Source organism: Thermostichus sp. MS-CIW-34 (assembly GCF_054060435.1).
Map to the genome: position 1 here is coordinate 1 of NZ_JBSSDE010000056.1, position 17,527 is coordinate 17,527.

At 58.9% G+C, this 17,527-nt stretch carries 20 protein-coding genes and 1 other RNA gene; 15 read left to right on the forward strand and 6 right to left on the reverse strand.

What is annotated here, in order from left to right; translation table 11 throughout:
* Window positions 1-150: 150 nt before the first annotated feature.
* The 6 genes from ACVWYY_RS13805 to ACVWYY_RS13830 all read left to right on the forward strand — a co-directional run bounded on the left by ACVWYY_RS13805 (window position 151) and on the right by ACVWYY_RS13830 (window position 5,058).
* Entirely contained in the window at window positions 151-933 is a 783-nt protein-coding gene (locus tag ACVWYY_RS13805) for a hypothetical protein (protein ID WP_457440849.1), read from the forward strand.
* Window positions 934-961: 28 nt separating this feature from the next.
* Window positions 962-1,267: a hypothetical protein gene (locus ACVWYY_RS13810; protein ID WP_011434047.1), complete on the forward strand. Its 306-nt coding sequence runs from the start codon at window positions 962-964 to the stop codon at window positions 1,265-1,267.
* A gap of 330 nt (window positions 1,268-1,597) precedes the next feature.
* Window positions 1,598-2,776 (forward strand): tetratricopeptide repeat protein, encoded by a 1,179-nt coding sequence (locus ACVWYY_RS13815; RefSeq protein ID WP_457440851.1) that lies wholly within the window; start codon window positions 1,598-1,600, stop codon window positions 2,774-2,776.
* Window positions 2,777-3,214: 438 nt separating this feature from the next.
* On the forward strand, window positions 3,215-3,340 hold the full coding sequence (locus tag ACVWYY_RS13820; RefSeq protein WP_457440853.1) for a hypothetical protein: 126 nt from the start codon (window positions 3,215-3,217) through the stop codon (window positions 3,338-3,340).
* Complete coding sequence (locus ACVWYY_RS13825) at window positions 3,330-4,097, forward strand: RNA polymerase sigma factor SigF (RefSeq protein ID WP_041436760.1); 768 nt, start codon at window positions 3,330-3,332, stop codon at window positions 4,095-4,097. The genes ACVWYY_RS13820 and ACVWYY_RS13825 overlap by 11 nt, the downstream gene beginning before the upstream one ends.
* A 403-nt stretch (window positions 4,098-4,500) precedes the next feature.
* On the forward strand, window positions 4,501-5,058 hold the full coding sequence (locus ACVWYY_RS13830) for an SAM-dependent methyltransferase (RefSeq protein WP_457440855.1): 558 nt from the start codon (window positions 4,501-4,503) through the stop codon (window positions 5,056-5,058).
* Here the strand turns inward: ACVWYY_RS13830 and ACVWYY_RS13835 are convergent.
* On the reverse strand, window positions 5,055-5,468 hold the full coding sequence (locus tag ACVWYY_RS13835; protein ID WP_457440856.1) for a VOC family protein: 414 nt from the start codon (window positions 5,466-5,468) through the stop codon (window positions 5,055-5,057). The two genes, ACVWYY_RS13830 and ACVWYY_RS13835, sit on opposite strands and share 4 nt — an antisense overlap.
* Before the next feature lie 456 nt (window positions 5,469-5,924).
* Here ACVWYY_RS13835 and ACVWYY_RS13840 point away from each other — a divergent pair, with 456 nt between their 5' ends.
* The 4 genes from ACVWYY_RS13840 (at window position 5,925) to ACVWYY_RS13855 (ending at window position 9,017) form a co-directional block, all read left to right on the forward strand.
* Window positions 5,925-6,953: a rod shape-determining protein gene (locus tag ACVWYY_RS13840; protein WP_414342867.1), complete on the forward strand. Its 1,029-nt coding sequence runs from the start codon at window positions 5,925-5,927 to the stop codon at window positions 6,951-6,953.
* Window positions 6,954-7,020: 67 nt separating this feature from the next.
* A complete protein-coding gene (gene mreC, locus ACVWYY_RS13845; RefSeq protein WP_414387913.1) occupies window positions 7,021-7,773 on the forward strand; it encodes a rod shape-determining protein MreC in 753 nt (250 codons plus the stop codon).
* Window positions 7,751-8,395, forward strand: coding sequence for a rod shape-determining protein MreD (mreD, locus tag ACVWYY_RS13850; protein WP_457440858.1), 645 nt, complete (start codon window positions 7,751-7,753; stop codon window positions 8,393-8,395). The genes mreC and mreD overlap by 23 nt, the downstream gene beginning before the upstream one ends.
* Window positions 8,396-8,789: 394 nt before the next feature.
* Complete coding sequence (locus ACVWYY_RS13855) at window positions 8,790-9,017, forward strand: indolepyruvate ferredoxin oxidoreductase subunit alpha (RefSeq protein WP_011434056.1); 228 nt, start codon at window positions 8,790-8,792, stop codon at window positions 9,015-9,017.
* Between the two features lie 230 nt (window positions 9,018-9,247).
* Here the strand turns inward: ACVWYY_RS13855 and ACVWYY_RS13860 are convergent, their stop codons facing one another.
* On the reverse strand, window positions 9,248-9,772 hold the full coding sequence (locus ACVWYY_RS13860) for a YIP1 family protein (RefSeq protein ID WP_414383635.1): 525 nt from the start codon (window positions 9,770-9,772) through the stop codon (window positions 9,248-9,250).
* Between the two features lie 86 nt (window positions 9,773-9,858).
* Between ACVWYY_RS13860 and ssrS the strand changes: the two genes are divergently transcribed.
* A non-coding RNA gene (gene ssrS, locus ACVWYY_RS13865) (6S RNA) lies at window positions 9,859-10,046 on the forward strand.
* Between the two features lie 65 nt (window positions 10,047-10,111).
* Here the strand turns inward: ssrS and ACVWYY_RS13870 are convergent.
* From ACVWYY_RS13870 to ACVWYY_RS13880, 3 genes are all read right to left on the reverse strand, one after another.
* On the reverse strand, window positions 10,112-10,306 hold the full coding sequence (locus ACVWYY_RS13870; protein WP_071818172.1) for an IS630 transposase-related protein: 195 nt from the start codon (window positions 10,304-10,306) through the stop codon (window positions 10,112-10,114).
* Window positions 10,307-10,630: 324 nt separating this feature from the next.
* Window positions 10,631-11,623, reverse strand: coding sequence for an adenosylcobinamide-phosphate synthase CbiB (gene cbiB, locus ACVWYY_RS13875; protein ID WP_457440867.1), 993 nt, complete (start codon window positions 11,621-11,623; stop codon window positions 10,631-10,633).
* Window positions 11,624-11,684: 61 nt separating this feature from the next.
* The gene (locus ACVWYY_RS13880) at window positions 11,685-12,140 is read right to left on the reverse strand and encodes an Rrf2 family transcriptional regulator (protein WP_414409052.1); all 456 of its coding nucleotides are present in this window, start codon (window positions 12,138-12,140) and stop codon (window positions 11,685-11,687) included.
* Between the two features lie 210 nt (window positions 12,141-12,350).
* Here ACVWYY_RS13880 and rsmI point away from each other — a divergent pair, with 210 nt between their 5' ends.
* Window positions 12,351-13,373: a 16S rRNA (cytidine(1402)-2'-O)-methyltransferase gene (rsmI, locus tag ACVWYY_RS13885; RefSeq protein ID WP_457440860.1), complete on the forward strand. Its 1,023-nt coding sequence runs from the start codon at window positions 12,351-12,353 to the stop codon at window positions 13,371-13,373.
* Window positions 13,374-13,401: 28 nt separating this feature from the next.
* On the forward strand, window positions 13,402-14,103 hold the full coding sequence (gene rppA / locus ACVWYY_RS13890) for a two-component system response regulator RppA (protein WP_457385266.1): 702 nt from the start codon (window positions 13,402-13,404) through the stop codon (window positions 14,101-14,103).
* 184 nt (window positions 14,104-14,287) lie between these two features.
* Here the strand turns inward: rppA and atpD are convergent, their stop codons facing one another.
* Window positions 14,288-15,721: a F0F1 ATP synthase subunit beta gene (atpD, locus tag ACVWYY_RS13895; protein WP_457440862.1), complete on the reverse strand. Its 1,434-nt coding sequence runs from the start codon at window positions 15,719-15,721 to the stop codon at window positions 14,288-14,290.
* Between the two features lie 190 nt (window positions 15,722-15,911).
* Here atpD and ACVWYY_RS13900 point away from each other — a divergent pair, with 190 nt between their 5' ends.
* Together ACVWYY_RS13900 and ACVWYY_RS13905 are read left to right on the forward strand one after the other, a co-directional pair.
* Window positions 15,912-16,574 carry a GerMN domain-containing protein gene (locus ACVWYY_RS13900; protein ID WP_414383625.1) on the forward strand — a complete coding sequence of 221 codons (663 nt, stop codon included), beginning with the start codon at window positions 15,912-15,914 and terminating at the stop codon, window positions 16,572-16,574.
* 10 nt (window positions 16,575-16,584) lie between these two features.
* The gene (locus tag ACVWYY_RS13905) at window positions 16,585-17,352 is read left to right on the forward strand and encodes an MlaE family lipid ABC transporter permease subunit (protein ID WP_457440864.1); all 768 of its coding nucleotides are present in this window, start codon (window positions 16,585-16,587) and stop codon (window positions 17,350-17,352) included.
* Window positions 17,353-17,527 lie beyond the last annotated feature (175 nt).

Below are 17,527 nucleotides of genomic sequence, written 5' to 3' on the forward strand. Positions count from 1 at the left end.
GTTGCCGGGAAGTGAAGGGGGAAAGCGCTCGGGGGGTATTCCTCAGGGCTTTGCGGGATACCGCCTTCCTGCTCAGAGATAGGCAGGATGCGATCACTTCTTTCCTGAACCATGTTCAGGAGAGTTCAGCGTGAATGTATCAGAGCCCTTGTGGCTGTTTGGATCGGCTGGGCGGAGGGGAGCGCTGCCTGGGCGAGGGACATGGCGCCGGCTGCCCCTGGAGTCTCCTCTCCCCCTACTTTGCCCATCCCTTGGGAATGGGTGTACGACTTGCAGGAGCAAGCCCGGCAGCGGCAATGCACATTGGTTGGCCTGTTGCGCAGCGATCCCTTGCCGGCGCCGGATCCCCAGTGGCAGGTGTACACACGGCTAGATTTGGTGGCCACGCCTCAGGCTGGTCGGTTGACCAGTGTGTTGTTTGCCGAGAACACCCGTACTCGGGCCTTGCAGGTTATCTATCAAGCCTCAGGGTCGGTGTACGACCCCGTTGAGACATTAGATTTTGCCATGATCCTGCCTCTAGCCTGGCAGGGGAACACTTTGCTGGCGCGGGAGTACGAAGGCTGGTTCCAGACCGATTTGAGCTGGGATCGGGCGGTGGTCTGGCCTTTGCCCACTGGCTCGACAGGGATCCCACCGGTGCAAATCTGGGATCCGCCGCCGGCGCTGGGGTATGCTGAGCTGCTGGGCTGGGATCCCCAGGCGCGAGAGCGGGTGCTGTTTGCGGTGGCCGATAGCCTTGGAGAGATGCCCCGCTTGGTGAGCGTGGGCCCAGACCGCCAGGTGTTGCTGCGAGCGCCTGCCGTTGCCCTTTCCCCAACTCCCTCTTCTCTACAGGGGTGGCAGGAGATCCGGCCCAAGGGGGGAGAGCCTCTCTGCCACCAAAGCCGTTTTGGGCTGGAGCAGGGAGGGGAAAATGAAAAATTAAACTGAGATGCAGAAGCCTGTGGGAGCGACAACCATGTCCAAACCGGTGGTGCGGCGGGGCTGGCCTCTGGAGGCCTTTGTCGGGGATGTAATCGTCTGTACCCTAGAGGGATCCCATCTGGATCAGGTGACGGAAATCCGAGTCAGCCCGGCGGGTAAAGGGATCCGAGTCAGCTTTGGGGATCCCTTGGGACGCTCTAAGGAACCGGTGCAGGCCAACGCCGAGGCGCTGACGGTTACCTTTGAGATCGATCCCAGCACCTACCCTGGCGAAAAGCGCATTGAGCTGATCTCGCCGGCAGGGCCCAGCGATCCCCTGCCGTTTTTGGTGATGATGTAGAGGCGCGCAGAAAAGAGCATGACTCTAGTCAATAATAAGCTCAACTATACTGAAAATAATGTATAATATGTTCAGTACGGATTACTACCAGTTGATCTTTCTGTTTACTTTCGAGTCTGCCAACATGGTAGCCAAAGCAAAGCAGAAAATTGGTAGTAAGACGACACGGAAACTGCGCTTTGGGTATTCTACTCAAAGCTTTGCGGGATACCGCCATTCTGTTTGGACTCCGTCCCGCTAACGCGAATGGAAACAAACAGAATGCTATCGCTGCATAGTTGAACAGTGATGTTCAGCAGTGTTCAGCGTAAATGTATCAGGAAGTGGGTCATGCCGTTTGTGATTGCCCCGACCGACGTGGGCGTGCTGGTGCTGGGGGCGAGCCTGTTGCTTTTGGCCGGGGGTTGGGCCTGGTGGCTGCGGCGGCAGAAGCGTGCTGCCTCCCCAGAATCTACAGCCGTTTCGCCGGCCCCGGCGGTTGACCCATCTGCCCTTTCGGCGGAACAGGCGGCTCAACTACAGCCCTTCGAGCAGGCGGTGGGAGATCAGCCGCAGGATCCCATTGCCTGGTACAACCGCGCCACCACCCTCGACCACCTGGGGCAAGCCCAAGCTGCCCTGGCCAGCTACGACCGCGCCCTGGAGCTGAAGCCGGACTTCCCCGAAGCCTGGAACAACCGTGGTTCTCTGCTGGACGATCTCGGTCGCCATCAAGAAGCTCTGGCCAGCTATGAGCGGGCTCTGCGGCTGAAACCGGATTTTTTTGAGGCCCGCTTTAACCAGGCCAACACGCTGCGGCAATTGGGCCGCTACGAAGAAGCCCTACGTGCCTACGAACGGGCCCTTGCCCTCAGCCCCGACAGCCCGGAAACGTGGTACCTGCACGGGCTAACCTTAGCCTCTCTGGGACGGTGGCAGGGATCCCTAATCAGCTACGAGAAAGCCCTCGCCATCAACCCCGTCGATGCTCAAGTTTGGCAGAGTCGGGGGCTGGCTCTGTTTCACCTAGAGCGCTACGCCGATGCTCTGGCCAGCTACGAACGAGCCCTGCAACTGGGCTCCGAATCGGCCTCTCTCTGGGCCGGCCATGCCCTTGCCCACCACCGCCTCGGCAACCCGATGGAGGCCCTCAACAGCTATGACCGTGCCCTGGCGCAGGATCCCAAACGCCCTCAGATCTGGGTGCAGCGCGGCCTGGTGCTGATGGACTTGAACCTCTACGAGCTGGCCATCCAGAGTTTTGATCGGGCCCTGCAGATGGATCCCAGCAATGCCGAGGCTCACTACGCCAAAGCCTGCTGCTGCGCCTGGGAAGGCCAAGTGCCTCAGGCCCTACAAGCTTTGGAGCAAGCCCTACGCCTGGAGCCGGAACGCTACCGCCCCTTGCTCTCCTCTGAGCCCTATTTCGACCTCATTCGCGAGGAGCCGAGTTTTGCATCCTTTTTGGCAGCCCTTGCCGGCACGGATCCCCCCAAGAACCCCCCGCCGCTGTCACGAACAGCCTCTTGACGTTCTCACCTCCCAGAAGGAGAGGAGAGGCTGGAATGCACAGGCTGTTTCACCGCCAACCTGACCCAATCACCAATAACCACGAGAGCACGCCAACAACAGAAATCCGGCAATTTCGTTGGGTCTTACGGGAAAATTGCGCTCTTTTGCCGATGAAACGCGCCGATTTTCCGTGGAGATGCTGTTGCTTGGGTCAAGAAACCTGGTCAAACTAAGAACGTTCCAGCTCTTGGCAAATCTCAACAGTGTCCGGTTGTGCTTCTAACGCCATCCCTGTAGCCCTGTAGCACCTGCTTGCGCAGGGTCTGGCTGGGCAAAAGCGTCTCTTGACTGGATGGGTGTTGGTTATGGGTGGGATCCTCAGCCTTTGAATGGTTTTCCAGTTCCTTAAGTGCTGGTTCTACAGTTATTTTCGGCAAATCGGTAAAGTGGTTGTCTATGATAACGGCCCCTCGCCTGACCTCTCCCAAGAACTCCGTCTCCCTGAGGCGACCGGCGGCCCCCCCCTCCATTGCCTTTGGCCAAGACCGGATTCCCAGCCGCATGTGGATCTATGGCATCTAGTGAGGATGTTAAAGCCCGAACTGCCGAACTGTTGCGGCTGTACCACCAGAATCGCGATCCAGCCCTGCGCAACCGGCTGGTGGAAATGAACTTGGGCTTGGTGCGCAAAGAGGCCCACCACTGGCGCAACCAATGCAATGAGGGGTACGACGACCTGGTGCAAGTTGGCTGTTTGGGTTTGATTCAAGCTATCGAACGCTTTGACATCAGCCGAGGCCTGGCTTTTAGCTCCTTTGCCCTGCCCTACATTCGCGGAGAAATTCAACACTACCTGCGGGACAAAAGCCCCACCATGCGGATCCCACGCCGCTGGACGACCCTGCAAAGACAAGCCAAGAAGGTGATTGCCCGTCTGCGGCAAGAGTTGGGCCGTTCTCCCTCTGAGGCCGAGGTGAGGGAAGCCCTGCAACTGACGGAGCAGGAATGGCGAGAGCTGGAGCTGGCCCAACAAAACAGCCTTTTGCTCAGCCTGGATGCTCCGATTCAAACTGAGGAAGACAGTGTTGCTCTGGGGGAGGTCGTTCCGGATCAGCGCTACCGCAGTTTTCAACTGGCTGAAGAAGATCGTATTCGCCTACAACATGCCTTGGCTCAGCTGGAGGAACGTACCCGCAAGATTTTGGAATTTGTCTTCTTCTATGACCTCACGCAAAAAGAAACGGCAGAGCGGCTAGGGATCAGTGCCGTTACCGTTTCCCGCCAAGTCAAAAAGGGGCTGGAACGTCTGGCTAAGTTGTTGAATCAAGATATTTTTTGAGATACAGCCCGTTACAAATTAAGGGATATAAAAGGGTATAAAAATCGTGTTTCCGAGGCTTGACCCCAGTGAGGTTTAGAACAAGCAGGTTCATAGTCATTCCAGACTCGATTGAGATACTCCCGCCGCTGCCCAGACGCTCCGCGCCGCTTCCCCCAGCCCCTCCAGAGGGAGAGGGGAGTTAGAGAGCAATGGAACGGAGATGTTTCATTCCTGTTGAAAATGACCATACAGGTGTATCCCATAACCCCTTAGTAGACTGTACTTGAGCCGACGCAATTGGCGGTGACTTTCCACCCAGTAGAACGGCAGGGGCTCTGTACTGCGACAGGTTGATAGACTGATGGGAAATTGATGAGAATATTTGATGAACAGAGAAAACCGCTCTTCTCGGAATCAACCCTTGGCACCCCGCGGTTTCAAACCTAAGCTGGGTCAGAACTCGTTGGGCAGGGATCCCTTCTTCCAATGCCAGCCCAACCGGCAAAGTCCAGAGGGAATCCGCTTGGCCCCCTATGTGCGCACCTTGCCCTTGGTTGTGGATGCCATGCTGGATTTGGCCCAGGTGGGGAGCGAGGATACTCTCTACGACTTGGGCTGTGGGGATGGCCGCATTCTCATCCGGGCGGCGCAGCGCTTTGGCACACAGGGCATGGGAGTGGATATCGACCCGGAGCGCATCCTGGAAGCCCAACAGCGGGCCCAAGAAGCCCAAGTTCAGGATCGAGTCACCTTTCTCCAGCAGGATCTGCTCACTCTGGACTTAACACCGGCGACGGTGGTGAGTTGTTATTTGCTGCCCAGCTCCCACCTGCTGATCCGAGACAAGTTGCGCTCCCAGCTTCGGCCCGGCGCTCGTCTGGTCACCCACTCCTTCGACATGGGGGATTGGCCCCCCACCGCCACCACTACTGTATCGGATGTTATCAACACCTACACCATCTATCTCTGGCGAATCTAACCCTGGGGATCCCAGGCCGTCGCTTCCTCAAAAGCAGCAGAGGGCTGGTGCAGCACAATCCGGTTGCCATCGGGATCCCGAAAATCCACCTCCTGTCCGTGAAAGGCTTGTCGCAGAGGGGAAATGGAGATCTGATAAGCTTCCGCCAACCCCTCCAGTGTTGTCAGGGATCCCTGTAAATCTTGCACCTGCAGGCAGAGGCTCACCGCTGCGGCTTGGGCACCACCATCGAGATGACGGCTGCGATAGAGGCCCAGCCGCAACCCCGGCAGACGAAACTCTACGTACACCGGATCCCCCTCTGTTGGAAGCTGGACTTGGGGAGAGATCCCCAAGAGATCCCGATAGAAGCGTTGTAGACGAGGCAAGTCCAGGGTAGCCACGCTGACCAAGGCACCAGAGAGCTGCATCGCAACCGCCAAAAGACCGGGTTGGTCTATCTTAGCTAAACTGCCGAGAAGCCCCGCGCTGTACCCGCAGGGTGAGCGTCGGGAGGATGTCACTCAGCTCCAACACCACGCGAGTCTGGGTGGCGATGTCGGATCCACCGTCTTGCCCTCCGGATCCAGGGCCAATGTGCCCGAGATGTAGAGGGTATTTTGCCCACCTTCACGCCGGGAGAATAGGGGGCGATGGCCGGATAGCCGGCTGGAGCAATGGCAACCTTAGGCATATGGGATCCCGAATCACAACAGGATTGCACCTTAGCGGCGAATTCGATCTTCCACAGCTGGCTGGGATACAGCTACAGCCGGTTTCTCTGGAGCAGATTCCCGATCTTCGGGGGAGATTCTCTAGCAGAACTAGACTATAGTAGGTACCAAAGCTTGCTGCTTCTTCCCAAGTCAAGACTGGAGCGACTTACCGTGGGGTTCTTCAGCCGATTTTCCCGTGATATGGGCATTGATTTGGGCACTGCCAACACGCTGGTCTACGTGGCCGGGCGAGGCATTGTCCTGCAAGAGCCCTCTGTGGTCGCCATCGACCAAAACACCAAGCAACCCCTGGCTGTGGGGGAAGATGCCAAAAAAATGTTGGGCCGTACCCCCGGCAACATTGTAGCGGTGCGTCCTCTGCGAGATGGGGTGATTGCCGATTTCGACACGGCGGAGATGATGCTAAAACACTTCATCCACCGCGTACACGAGGGCCGGTACCTGATTGCTCCCCGCATTGTGATTGGGATCCCCAGCGGTGTGACCGGGGTGGAGCGACGGGCGGTGATGGAAGCCGCTCTCCAAGCTGGGTCGCGGGAGGTGTATTTGGTGGATGAGCCGGTGGCAGCAGCAATCGGGGCCGGGCTGCCGGTGCAAGAGCCCACTGGGAACATGATCATCGACATCGGCGGCGGCACCACTGAGGTAGCCGTCCTTAGCTTGCAGGGGATCGTGCTGAGCGAGTCCGTGCGGGTAGCGGGAGATGAGCTGAGCGAGGCCATCGTCCAGTACATGAAAAAGGTTCACAACCTCACCATCGGGGAGCGCACCGCTGAAGAGATCAAGATTCGGATTGGCTCCGCCTACCCAATTCAAGAGGAACTGACCATGGAAGTGCGCGGGTTACACCTGCTCTCGGGTTTACCCCGTACCGTCACGGTGAAGAGCACCGAAATACGCGAGAGCATGGCCGAGCCCCTCTCGGTGATTGTGGAAGCCATTAAGCGCACCCTGGAGCGCACTCCACCGGAATTGGCTGCCGACATCATCGACCGAGGCATCATGCTGGCCGGCGGAGGAGCCTTGCTCAAGGGTCTGGATGCCCTGATCAGCCATGAAACCGGGATCTTGGTTCACATTGCCCCGGATCCCCTCAGTTGTGTGGTGCTCGGTACAGGGCGAGTTTTGGAGGATTTCAAAACCTTGGGTCGAGTGTTGAGCGGCAGCTTCAAGGGCTAGAGGCGCTTCTCCCTCTCCCTGATTTCCTGATTTGAGGTGTGAGTCGAGTGGGTTGGAGAGGTATTGCTTGAATTGGCTACGCCAATGGTGGAGGCGCCATAGCCTGGGGTTGCTCCTGTCTGCTTTGGCGATGGGAGCAGCGCTGGGCCTGCGCCAAACCCAGGGATCCCTATTGGTGGAATTGTACAGTTGGATCACTGCTCCAGCCCGTCCGCCTGTGGATCCCGCTGCGGTGCTCAGCCAGGCCGCTAACCGTGAGCTGCAAGCCCTGGTAGCCGAGTTGCAGTACCAAAACCGCGAGCTGAAGCGGCTGCTGCAATTTACCGAGCAGATGCCCCAAGCGGGGATCCCAGCAGCCGTGGTGGGTCGCAGCGCCGATCACTGGTGGCAACAGCTCACCCTCAGCCGCGGCAGCCGGCATGGAGTCAGGGTGGGAGATGTAGTCATGGCGCCGGGCGGGTTGATCGGGCGAGTTGAGTCGGTCACGCCCAACACCAGCCGAGTGCTCCTGATCAGCGATCCCACCAGCCGTGTCGGGGTAATGCTGAGTCGCAGCCGACACATGGGCATCCTGAGGGGTACGGGCACCCAGAGCGCCATTTTGGATTTTTTCGACAAGGCTCCCAAAGTAGAGGTGGGGGATGTGGTGGTGACCTCGGGCCTGAGCAGCTTTTACCCAGCCGGGGTTGTGGTGGGAACGGTTCGAGCGGTCAACTTGGATGCCAGCCCTGCCCCTCAAGCCACTGTCGAACTGTCGGCGCCGCTGGGCCTCTTGGAATGGGCCTTGATCTACCGCTATGCTCAACCCTCTGATTCCTAAGCTTAAGTCTCACCTCAACTGGGTGGTGACTGCCCTATCAGGATTGCTGGCAGCAGTGGCCCCTTGGTGGCGAGGGCCGGGCTTGGAGCTAGCAGGCTTAACCCCAGATTGGCCCTTGATCTGGGTGGTGTGCTGGAGTGTGCGGCGCAAAGCTTGGCAGGGGGCTGTTGCCGGGGTCACCCTGGGTTTTCTGCAAGATGCGCTGACCAGCCCTTGTCCTACCCATGCGCTGGGGCTGGCCGTAGTCGGGATCCTCACCGCCAAGCTGCAAAAACAACGCTACATGCAAGAAGACTTCATCTCGGTGGCCTTGATCGTTTTTGGTATGGTGGTGATTGCCGAAACCCTGATGGCGCTGCAGTGGATGTGGCTTGCCGCCTCCCAGGGATCCGAGGGCCTGGATCCGGCGGGAATGCAAACCTTGCTGGATGGATTGGGGAACTCCCTTCACTCTTTCGGCAGCATCGGCGGCGACGGTTCGCGTTCTCTGGAGAGCATCTGGTGGAACCATCAACGCAATGCCCTCACGTCTGCTATTTTAAGTAGCCTCTGGGCACCCGCTTTGTATTGGCCCCTCAGCCGTTGGTGGCAATCTCAAGAGCGGGATCCCAGAGAGATTTAGCCCCTGTTTTATGCCAAATCATCCTATCTTTCGGTTAAAACCCAGGTCACAGCAGAGTATGTCCCTTGCCATTTTTGGCAAGAGAGAACTCTCGAGGCGGTGGGAGCCGGTTTGCCGACTGTCTCTGACCTCCCACATGTTGGCGCTGTGCTGAGAGGCCCCAGACAAAGTCAGAAAAAGCGACAATCCGGAAAATTCTTCGTTGGGGAGCAATTTTGGCCTAAAATGAACCCTAGAACTGAGATATAAGTCCCATCTTTTTCAGGCAGCTTCGGGCAAATATCGCGCATTCTAATCAAAAAGTCAACAGCATAGGAAGCGCAGGCGACGTAAAGGCTGACCTTGTGGCAACTGCACTTAGGATTTGACTTAGAGCGTTCATTGGGAGGGATCCATGCCGCATACAATTGTCACCGATATCTGTGAAGGCGTGGCCGACTGTGTAGAGGCTTGCCCTGTTGCCTGCATCCACCCCGGCGATACCAAAAATGCCAAAGGCACCGACTACTTTTGGATTGAGTTTTCCACCTGCATCGACTGTGGCATCTGTTTACAGGTTTGCCCCGTAGAAGGCGCTATTCTGCCGGAGGAAAAGCCGCATCTGCAGCGAGTGCCCCGCTAATTCCAGGGAAGCATCCCTGGCCACACGCCGGGATTCAACGAGAATTACAATCATTTCAATTCCAACCAGGACGCTGCACCCACACCTAGAACGTTAGTCGCGTCTTCGCGTCGTCGTGTCAGCGTTGCGGAGCAACAATACGCAGAACCGGAAGGCTTTTCAAGGACTCCGTCCCGCTGGCGCGATCAGTAGCCTAGGCGTTTCACCTTAACCTGAAACAACTATAAGCTTTAGCCCAAGGAAGCCAAAGCAACGACGCTGCTGGTCAGCCAGCTCAGGGCCAAGATCCCCCCCAGGAAAGCCAATGGGATCAGGCCCAGCAGCCGCCACCACTCCAAATCCAGCGCTACAGCTACTGCCCGCACCTGCCAAACCACAAACCACAGCAGAGCTGACAAGCCCAGCAGGGATCCCACCACCCCACCCAACGATTGAGCAGGCCCCAGCAGCAGCCACGGCAAACCGGCAAACCCCGTCAAGCACAGCAGCGCTGAAAAGGAAGGGACAGCCCGACCCAAACAAAAGGCCAGCAATTGCAACAAAGCCGCCAAACCCACCCAGCCCAGGGATCCCATCAGCACCGCCAGCACCATGCTCGGCAGGCTTACCCCAGAGCGGCGAATCGCATCCAGGACGTTGAGCAGCCCCACCACCCCAAAGGCTTGCCAGAGAACAGGCTGTTCCCGCAACGCCCGAAAGGTGCGCTCCGGCAGAAACCAAGCGCCGTAGATGTTGTCTAACCAGGAACCAAGCATGGCCAGCAACCCGTCAAGCTGTCTTTTATCCTAGCCCTTGGTGAGCACTTGACGGGCACACCCCAAAAATGGGGTATGATTGGGAGAGGATTCTGCGGCGTTGGTGACTGCCGTTATGTTTTTGCGATCTATACCCTTCGACAATTAGGATGGGAAGTGGATGTGAGAGCAGTAAGCCAAACTTAGATTTGGAAACTATCGACAATCATCCCCGGTATCCTATACTGGATTTTCCAGGTCGAAAACCACGGTAAAACGGCGCAACAGTATCCTCAAAAAAGCCCTCGAAAGGGGGCCTTTTTGTTGTTTGGATATTGTCGGATATTGTCAATGCTGCAGTTAATGGGTATTGCTCTGGCGCTGGGCTCCATCCTTTAGTCGAGCTTCTGGGCACTGGTCTACGTCTTGCTGCAGGGCAGCCAAGTCTGTCTTTCGCTTGCGGGTCTTGACTTTTGTTGTCGTGAGGTCTGCTCGGCTCAGCCAGCGATAAACGGTTGCACAAGTGACATAACTCCCGCACTCATGCTGACGCAAAGCGCTCCGCGCCGCTAAAGCGAGAGAGTGCGAGCTTCAAGGACTCCGTCCCGCTGACGCGAAAAGGACGGGATGCCCCACCGCCCTGTGCTTGATATCTGTAGCAGCTGCTGTTTTTATCATCGTTTATTTCAGCGGTTCTAGGTTCACGGCAGGTTGACAGCAGCTACGGTTTTTGTTGCCGCCGATCTAGTTAGCTTTGCTAACTCTACCTCAAGTTCTGGGGGAAGTTGCGCCTGTGGAGATTCCTCTGCCGGGGTTGAGTCAAAAGCTCAGCTAGGTAAGGGTCGTAGAAGCAGGAAGCAACCGGTTGTTTAGTTCATCCTAGGGGGTGAAATAAACGACCATGAGTTGCAGAACGGTCAACAGGAGAGTTGCTCCCACCATCAAACTCCCCCAAATCCATACAACCTGTCGCAGCAGTCCCAAGCTTTCCCGCACCACTTGCGGGGTCAAGGGGCGAGCTGGGATCCCCAATTTGGGTTTCACCTTCGGGATCCCGCGATAGAAATTGGTTCCCCCCAGTTGGATCTGCAGCCGCCAGGCAAAAGCCGCTTCGCTCCACCCCGAATTGGGGCTGGGATCCGCTTGCGCGTCCTGACGACACCGCTGCCAGAACCCCCAAGGATCCCGGCTGAGCAGGGCCAGGGTGAGCACCGTCAGGCGGCAGGGCAGCCAAGTCAGCCCATCCTCACAGCGGGCCGGCACCGTGCCCAAATGGGTGAAGGGGGGATGGCGGTAGCCCACCATCGAATCCAGCGTGCTGCTGGCCTTGTAGGCTAGGGCCAAGGGCGCCCCTCCCAAGAAGGCGTAGAACAGAGGGGCAGTTGCTCCGTCGGGAGTATTTTCGGCCACCGTCTCAATCAGCGCCCGCAAAATCTCCGATGCCGTCAGGTGCTCTGTATCCCGCCCCACGTAGCGGCTGAGACGTTGACGGGCCTCCGGCAGATCCTCTTTTTCCAAGGGATCCAACACCTCCAAGGCGGCAAAGCGCAGGCTGCGCCCTCCCAGACAGCTGGCCATCAGGATCACCTGCACGAGGATCCCTGCCCAGGGGTGGATGGTATTGCCGATAGCGACCAGTCCCCAGCCCACGCCGTAGGATCCCCCCACCAAAGTTAGGGTGAGAACTGCCCCGCCCCACTGTTGTGCTCGCGGAGTTGAGCAGTGCTTGAGGATATAGCCTTGCCCCCAGGCAATAACAGCCCCCATCACCCGCACCGGATGAGGCCAACCCCAGGGATCCGCCAGCAGGTAATCCAATACCAAAGCTGCCGCCAGCACCAGCCCGGCAGTCGGTTGGGCCGGAAAAAACAGCCAGCCGCCGGGAAAGGGCTCCGTCCCACTAACGCGAAAGGACTCCGTCCCGCTACCGCGATCAAACCACAAATCCACTCTCCTGATCCTGAGCCGCCTGCCAGCTCCGAACATCAAAATACAGATCTTCCAAGGTGGTTTCCTCCAGCACCTGCTGCACTTGCCGAGCGATCCGCTTCCACAGGGCTTCCGTCACCCAGTCCAGCCGCTCCGCCGGATGCACGGCTGAAGGATTAGAACTGTCCATGAGAGGATCCAAGGATTCTCCCACTGCCGCCAAAATGGCGCTAATCGGGATCCGCCGCGGTGCCCGTGCCAACCGGTAGCCTCCCTGGGCCCCCCGTTGGGAACAAACCAAGCCGGCCTGGCGCAACTCAATCAGCAACTTTTCCAGGTAGGGAGCTGGGATCCCCTGTCGCTGAGCAATGGCCCGCACCGAAGCCATTTGCCCGGAGCCGAGCATCGCCAGATCCAACAAAGCTTTGATGCTATAGGTGGCCCGCGTTGTCAAGCGCACCGGGATCCTTCTCCAGAGAGAAAAGAGGAAAGAGCAGAGAGAAAAGAGCCTCACTTCTCAATCCTCACTCCTCATTGTTGCTACGCAACGCTAGCACGAAAGGCAGATGCCTGGGTATCGGGGCACCGGCCAAGAGAAGTTAATCTGGGGATCCGAGGTGATCTCCAATTGTTGGCAGCAAGCCCTTGGAGCGGAGAATAGGTTATCGGGATGGAACACCCCACCGCCAGCCTTTACTTGGTGGCCACCCCCATCGGCAACCGCGAAGACATCACCCTGCGGGCGCTGCGGGTTTTGCGGGAAGTGGACTGGGTGGCGGCAGAAGATACTCGCCACTCCGGCCAGCTTCTTAAACATTTTCAAATCTCCGCCCGCCTCATCAGCTATCACGAGCACAACGCTGCCCAACGGATCCCGCAACTCCTGAAGTATCTGTCGGCGGGCCAGTCGGTGGCCCTGATCAGCGATGCCGGCACTCCTGCCATCTCCGATCCGGGAGAAGAGCTGGTGCGTGCCTGCATTCAAGCTGGGATCCCGGTGATCCCTGTGCCGGGGCCGGTAGCTGCTGTTGCCGCCTTGACCGCTTCGGGCCTGCCTACAGGACGATTCGTGTTCGAGGGATTTTTGCCGCTTAAACCCAGTCAGCGACAGGCCCGCCTGCAACAGTTGGCCCAAGAAGAGCGCACCGTCGTTCTCTATGAAGCCCCCCATCGCCTGCGCCAAACTCTGCAGGATCTGCTGGATCACTGCGGCCCAGAGCGGCAGATCGTGCTGGCGCGGGAGCTGACCAAGCTGTATGAGTCCTTCTGGCGGGGATCCCTGGCAGCAGCTCTGGAGCACTGCGCCGCCCAGCCGCCGCGGGGGGAGTTCACCCTCTTGCTTGAGGGATATGTCGGTGCCGTTCGCGGCCCCGTCGCGACAGCGTTACAAAGCAACAACCCTGCCAGGGGCGGGGCGGAGTCCTTGAACGGGCTGGGAGACGGTGCTTCGGAAGCGGAAATTCGCCAAGAAATGGCCCGGTTGCTGGCCGAGGGCCTATCCCGCTCCGCAGCCAGCCGCCGGTTGGCCCAGCGTCTGCAGGGATCCCCCATCTGGACGCGGCGCCGCCTTTACAATCTATCCTTGCAGCTTGAGCCGCTCTCCAGTTCTGTGATTGCTGCGCAACGCTCTGGCGGAAAGGAGTCCTTTCCTGCGTGCGTCAGTTTCCAAGACGACGGCGAGACTGAGTCCTGAGGCGTTCGCGTTAGCGGGACGGAGTCCTATGGCACGGATTTTGTTGGTGGACGATGAAGTGGAGTTGGCCGATTCTCTGGCCCAGCAATTGAGGCGAGAGGGCTACACGGTGGACGTCGCCTACACAGGAGGGCGGGCCTGGGAGCTGCTGCAAAAGTCCCCCGCTCTGCCCTACGATCTGCTGGTCTTGGATTGGATGTTGCCGGAGCTCTCCGGGCTTTCCCTCTGCCAGCGGGTACGGCAGGTGGATTGCACCACCCCTATCCTGTTTCTGACGGCCAAAGATACCCTAGACGACCGGGTGGAAGGGCTGGATGCCGGGGCAGATGATTACTTGGTGAAGCCGTTTGAGCTGCGGGAACTGCTGGCGCGGGTGCGAGCCCTCTTGCGGCGGGCCACCGGCCCTGGAGAAGGGATCCCTCGCCTGCAGGTCGGGGATTTGGAGCTGGATCGGGAGAACCAGGTGGCCTACCGGCAGGGGCGGATGATCCACCTCTCCCAAAAAGAGTTTCGCCTGCTGGAGTACTTCATGACCCACCCCGGCCAGTTGCTCACCCACGACCAGATCTACGAGCAGGTGTGGGCCGGAGAGGATCCCCCCAGCAGCAATGTCTTGGCAGCTCAGGTGCGCCTGCTGCGGCGCCGCCTCAGGTTGCCCGGAGCAGCAGAATTGATCCACGCCGTCTACGGCAAGGGCTATCGCTTCGGGCCTGTCGCCGGGGATCCCTAGCAGCCGTCCCACCTGTAGATAAAACCAAGGCTCCCCCGAAAAGAAGGAGCCCTGCCGGGTCTGGGGAGCGCTTTCAGTCAGCAATGCCACCAGGGCGTTCCCCCCTTCAACCCTGGGGAGCCCAGTCGCCGCGCTATCGGCAACTCCCCTCTCCTCCTGTGGGAAAGGGGCTGGGGGTGAGGGATCACTTGGACTTGAGCTTCTCCGCTTTCTCGATGGCCTCTTCGATGGTGCCCACCAAGTAGAAGGCTTGCTCCGGCAGATTGTCCAATTCCCCCGACAAAATGCGCTGGAAGCCCTTGATGGTGTCTGCCAATTTCACATACTTGCCGGGGGAGCCGGTGAATACCTCCGCCACGAAGAACGGCTGGGACAGGAAACGCTCGATGCGGCGGGCGCGGGCCACCACCAGCTTGTCCTCTTCCGACAGCTCGTCCAGCCCCAGGATGGCGATGATATCTTGCAGCTCTTTGTAGCGCTGCAGCGTCTGCTTCACCGCCCGGGCAGTGTTGTAGTGCTCTTCGCCCACAATGTCCGCCTGCAGGATGGTGGAAGAGGAATCCAGGGGATCCACCGCTGGATAAATACCCTTGGCTGCCAAGCTGCGGGACAATACCACCGTCGAGTCAAGGTGGGCAAAGGTGGTTGCTGGGGCCGGATCCGTCAAGTCGTCAGCAGGCACATACACCGCCTGCACCGAGGTGATGGATCCCTGCTTGGTGGAGGTGATGCGCTCTTGCAGGTTGCCCATTTCGGTGGCCAAGGTGGGCTGGTAACCCACCGCCGAGGGCATGCGGCCCAACAGCGCCGACACTTCCGACCCGGCCTGCACAAAGCGGAAGATATTGTCGATGAACAGCAGCACGTCCTGCTTGTTAACGTCGCGGAAGTACTCTGCCATGGTCAGGGCAGTCAGGCCAACCCGCATGCGGGCCCCCGGCGGCTCGTTCATCTGGCCATAGACCAGCGCCACCTTATCCAGCACGCCGGATTCTTTCATCTCGTTGTAGAGGTCATTGCCCTCGCGGGTGCGCTCTCCCACGCCCGCAAACACCGATAGGCCAGAGTGCTCCTCAGCGATGTTGTGGATCAGCTCCTGGATGAGCACTGTCTTGCCGACGCCGGCACCGCCAAACAGGCCCACCTTGCCCCCCTTTTTGAAGGGGGCCAGCAGGTCAATCACCTTGATGCCGGTTTCAAAGGGCTCTGGCTTAATCGTCAAATCGACAAGTGGAGGCGCACTGCGGTGGATGGGGGCAAATTCTTGGGCTTGAACGGGCTCTCCTTGGTCAACCGGCTCTCCCAGCACATTGAAAATGCGCCCCAGGGTGGGCTGCCCGACCGGCACAGTAATCGGAGCGCCCGTATCCACCACCGGCATGCCCCGCACCAGGCCGTCGGTCGAGGACATGGCCACCGCACGCACGCGGTTATCCCCCAAAAGCTGCTGCACCTCAAAGGTGACCTTAACCTTCAGGCCGCTTTCGGTTGTGCCCTCCACCTTGAGGGCATTGTAGATTTCGGGCAGCTTGCCGCTGGGAAACTCGGCGTCGATCACAGGCCCAATGACCTGAGTGATGTAGCCAACATTGGTGGCAGTAGCGGTGGCAGTAACCATGATTGAGGCTCAGCTCCTTGTGTGCTCAGTTATCGACTCAGCAATGCCGGGTGTAAATCATTATCATCATACAAATAAAGGGATCCCAGTTGCTGCCGCACTTTTGCCTGTCCAGCCTATGGGGGATCCCCGGCAGGGAGGGCTTTTCTTCGCTACCCTAGAGCTAGGTTAGAGAGGGGGATCGCCAGCGATGAGCCACTACGGAGGCCGTATTGCACAGCTCAGCTCCGTCAGGTTGGGAGGACGGCGTTCCCGCCCGCGTCGGGGCCGGGCCCTACAACTGGGGATCCTCGGCTTCTTGCTGGGGTTAGGGGTGATGGGGGGAGCTTGGTGGTACAGCATCGGGCCCCGGCAAACCCTTTCCCTGTATTGGCTGACCAGTGCTGACAACTCTATTGACTACGTGCAGCAGGAGCGCAGGGTTCGCGCCTTTGACACTCAAGAAGCCATCCGCCTGGCCTTGGAGGAGCTGATTGCCGGCCCCCGGGATCCCCACCTCACCACGGCCATTCCCCCCCAGACGCGGGTGTTGGATGTGCGGGTGGAGGGCGACGATATTTTCCTCAACTTCTCCCCCGAATTCACGCAAGGGGGGGGATCCACGGCGATGATGAGCCGGATTGCGCAGGTGCTCTACACGGCCACCAGCCAAAACCCCGGCGCGCGGGTGTGGATCTCGGTGGAAGGCCGTGCCCTAGAAGTGCTGGGGGGAGAGGGGCTGATCCTGGATCAACCCCTGACACGGGCCTCGTTTGTGCCCAGCTTTCAGCTGCCAGCGGAGCCGGCAACCCCGAAGGACTCCGCCCCCCTAACGGGGTCGCCAAAGCGTCGCCTAGCGATAACGGCCTCTTGAGGCGGAAACCATGAACTGGTTGCAGCGAGTGGGCAGCAGCTTTCTCCTGACCGGTCAGGTGATTTTGCATCTGATGCGGGGTCGTATCCATCGCCGCAACACCCTGGATCAGCTTTCGGCGGTGGGTCTGGAGTCGCTGCTGATTGTTTTGATTACGGCGGTGGTGATCAGCGGTGTTTTCACCATCCAGTTGGCGCGGGAGTTCATCAACTTCGGAGCCTCTTCCTTGATTGGGGGGGTTTTGGCGATTGCCCTTGCCCGCGAGCTGACACCGGTGGTGACGGCGGTGATCTTGGCCGGACGGGTGGGATCCGCCTTTGCCGCCGAGCTGGGCACCATGAAGGTCACGGAGCAGATCGACGCTTTGCTGTTGTTACGCACCGATCCGGTGGATTATCTGGTGATCCCGCGGGTGCTGGCTGCGGGGCTGATGCTGCCGGTGCTCACCATCCTCTCCCTGCTGACGGGGCTGGTGGGGGGGATGATCATCTGCGCTTCGGCCTACAACATCTCTCCTGCAGTGTTTCTCAACTCGGCGCAAACCCTTCTGAGCTCCTGGGATTTGCTCGTCTGTTGTTTGAAGGCGATGGTGTTTGGGTCTTTGATCGCCATTGTCGGCTCCAACTGGGGCCTTTCCACCAGCGGGGGAGCCAAGGGGGTGGGTCGCTCCACCACCGATGCAGTGGTTACGGCGCTGCTGGGCGTGTTTGTCACCAACTTCCTTATTTCTTGGCTGTTGTTTCAGGGGCCGGGGAGCGCCCTCAGCCGCGCGTTGTAGCCACTTCTGCTGTCCCGTTAGCGTTGCGGAGCAATAGGGAGAGAGCATGACTCTAGTCAATAATAAGCTCAACTATACTGAAATAATGTATAATATGTTCAGTACGGATTACTACCAGTTGATCTTTCTGTTTACTTTCGAGTCTGCCAACATGGTAGCCAAAGCAAAGCAGAAA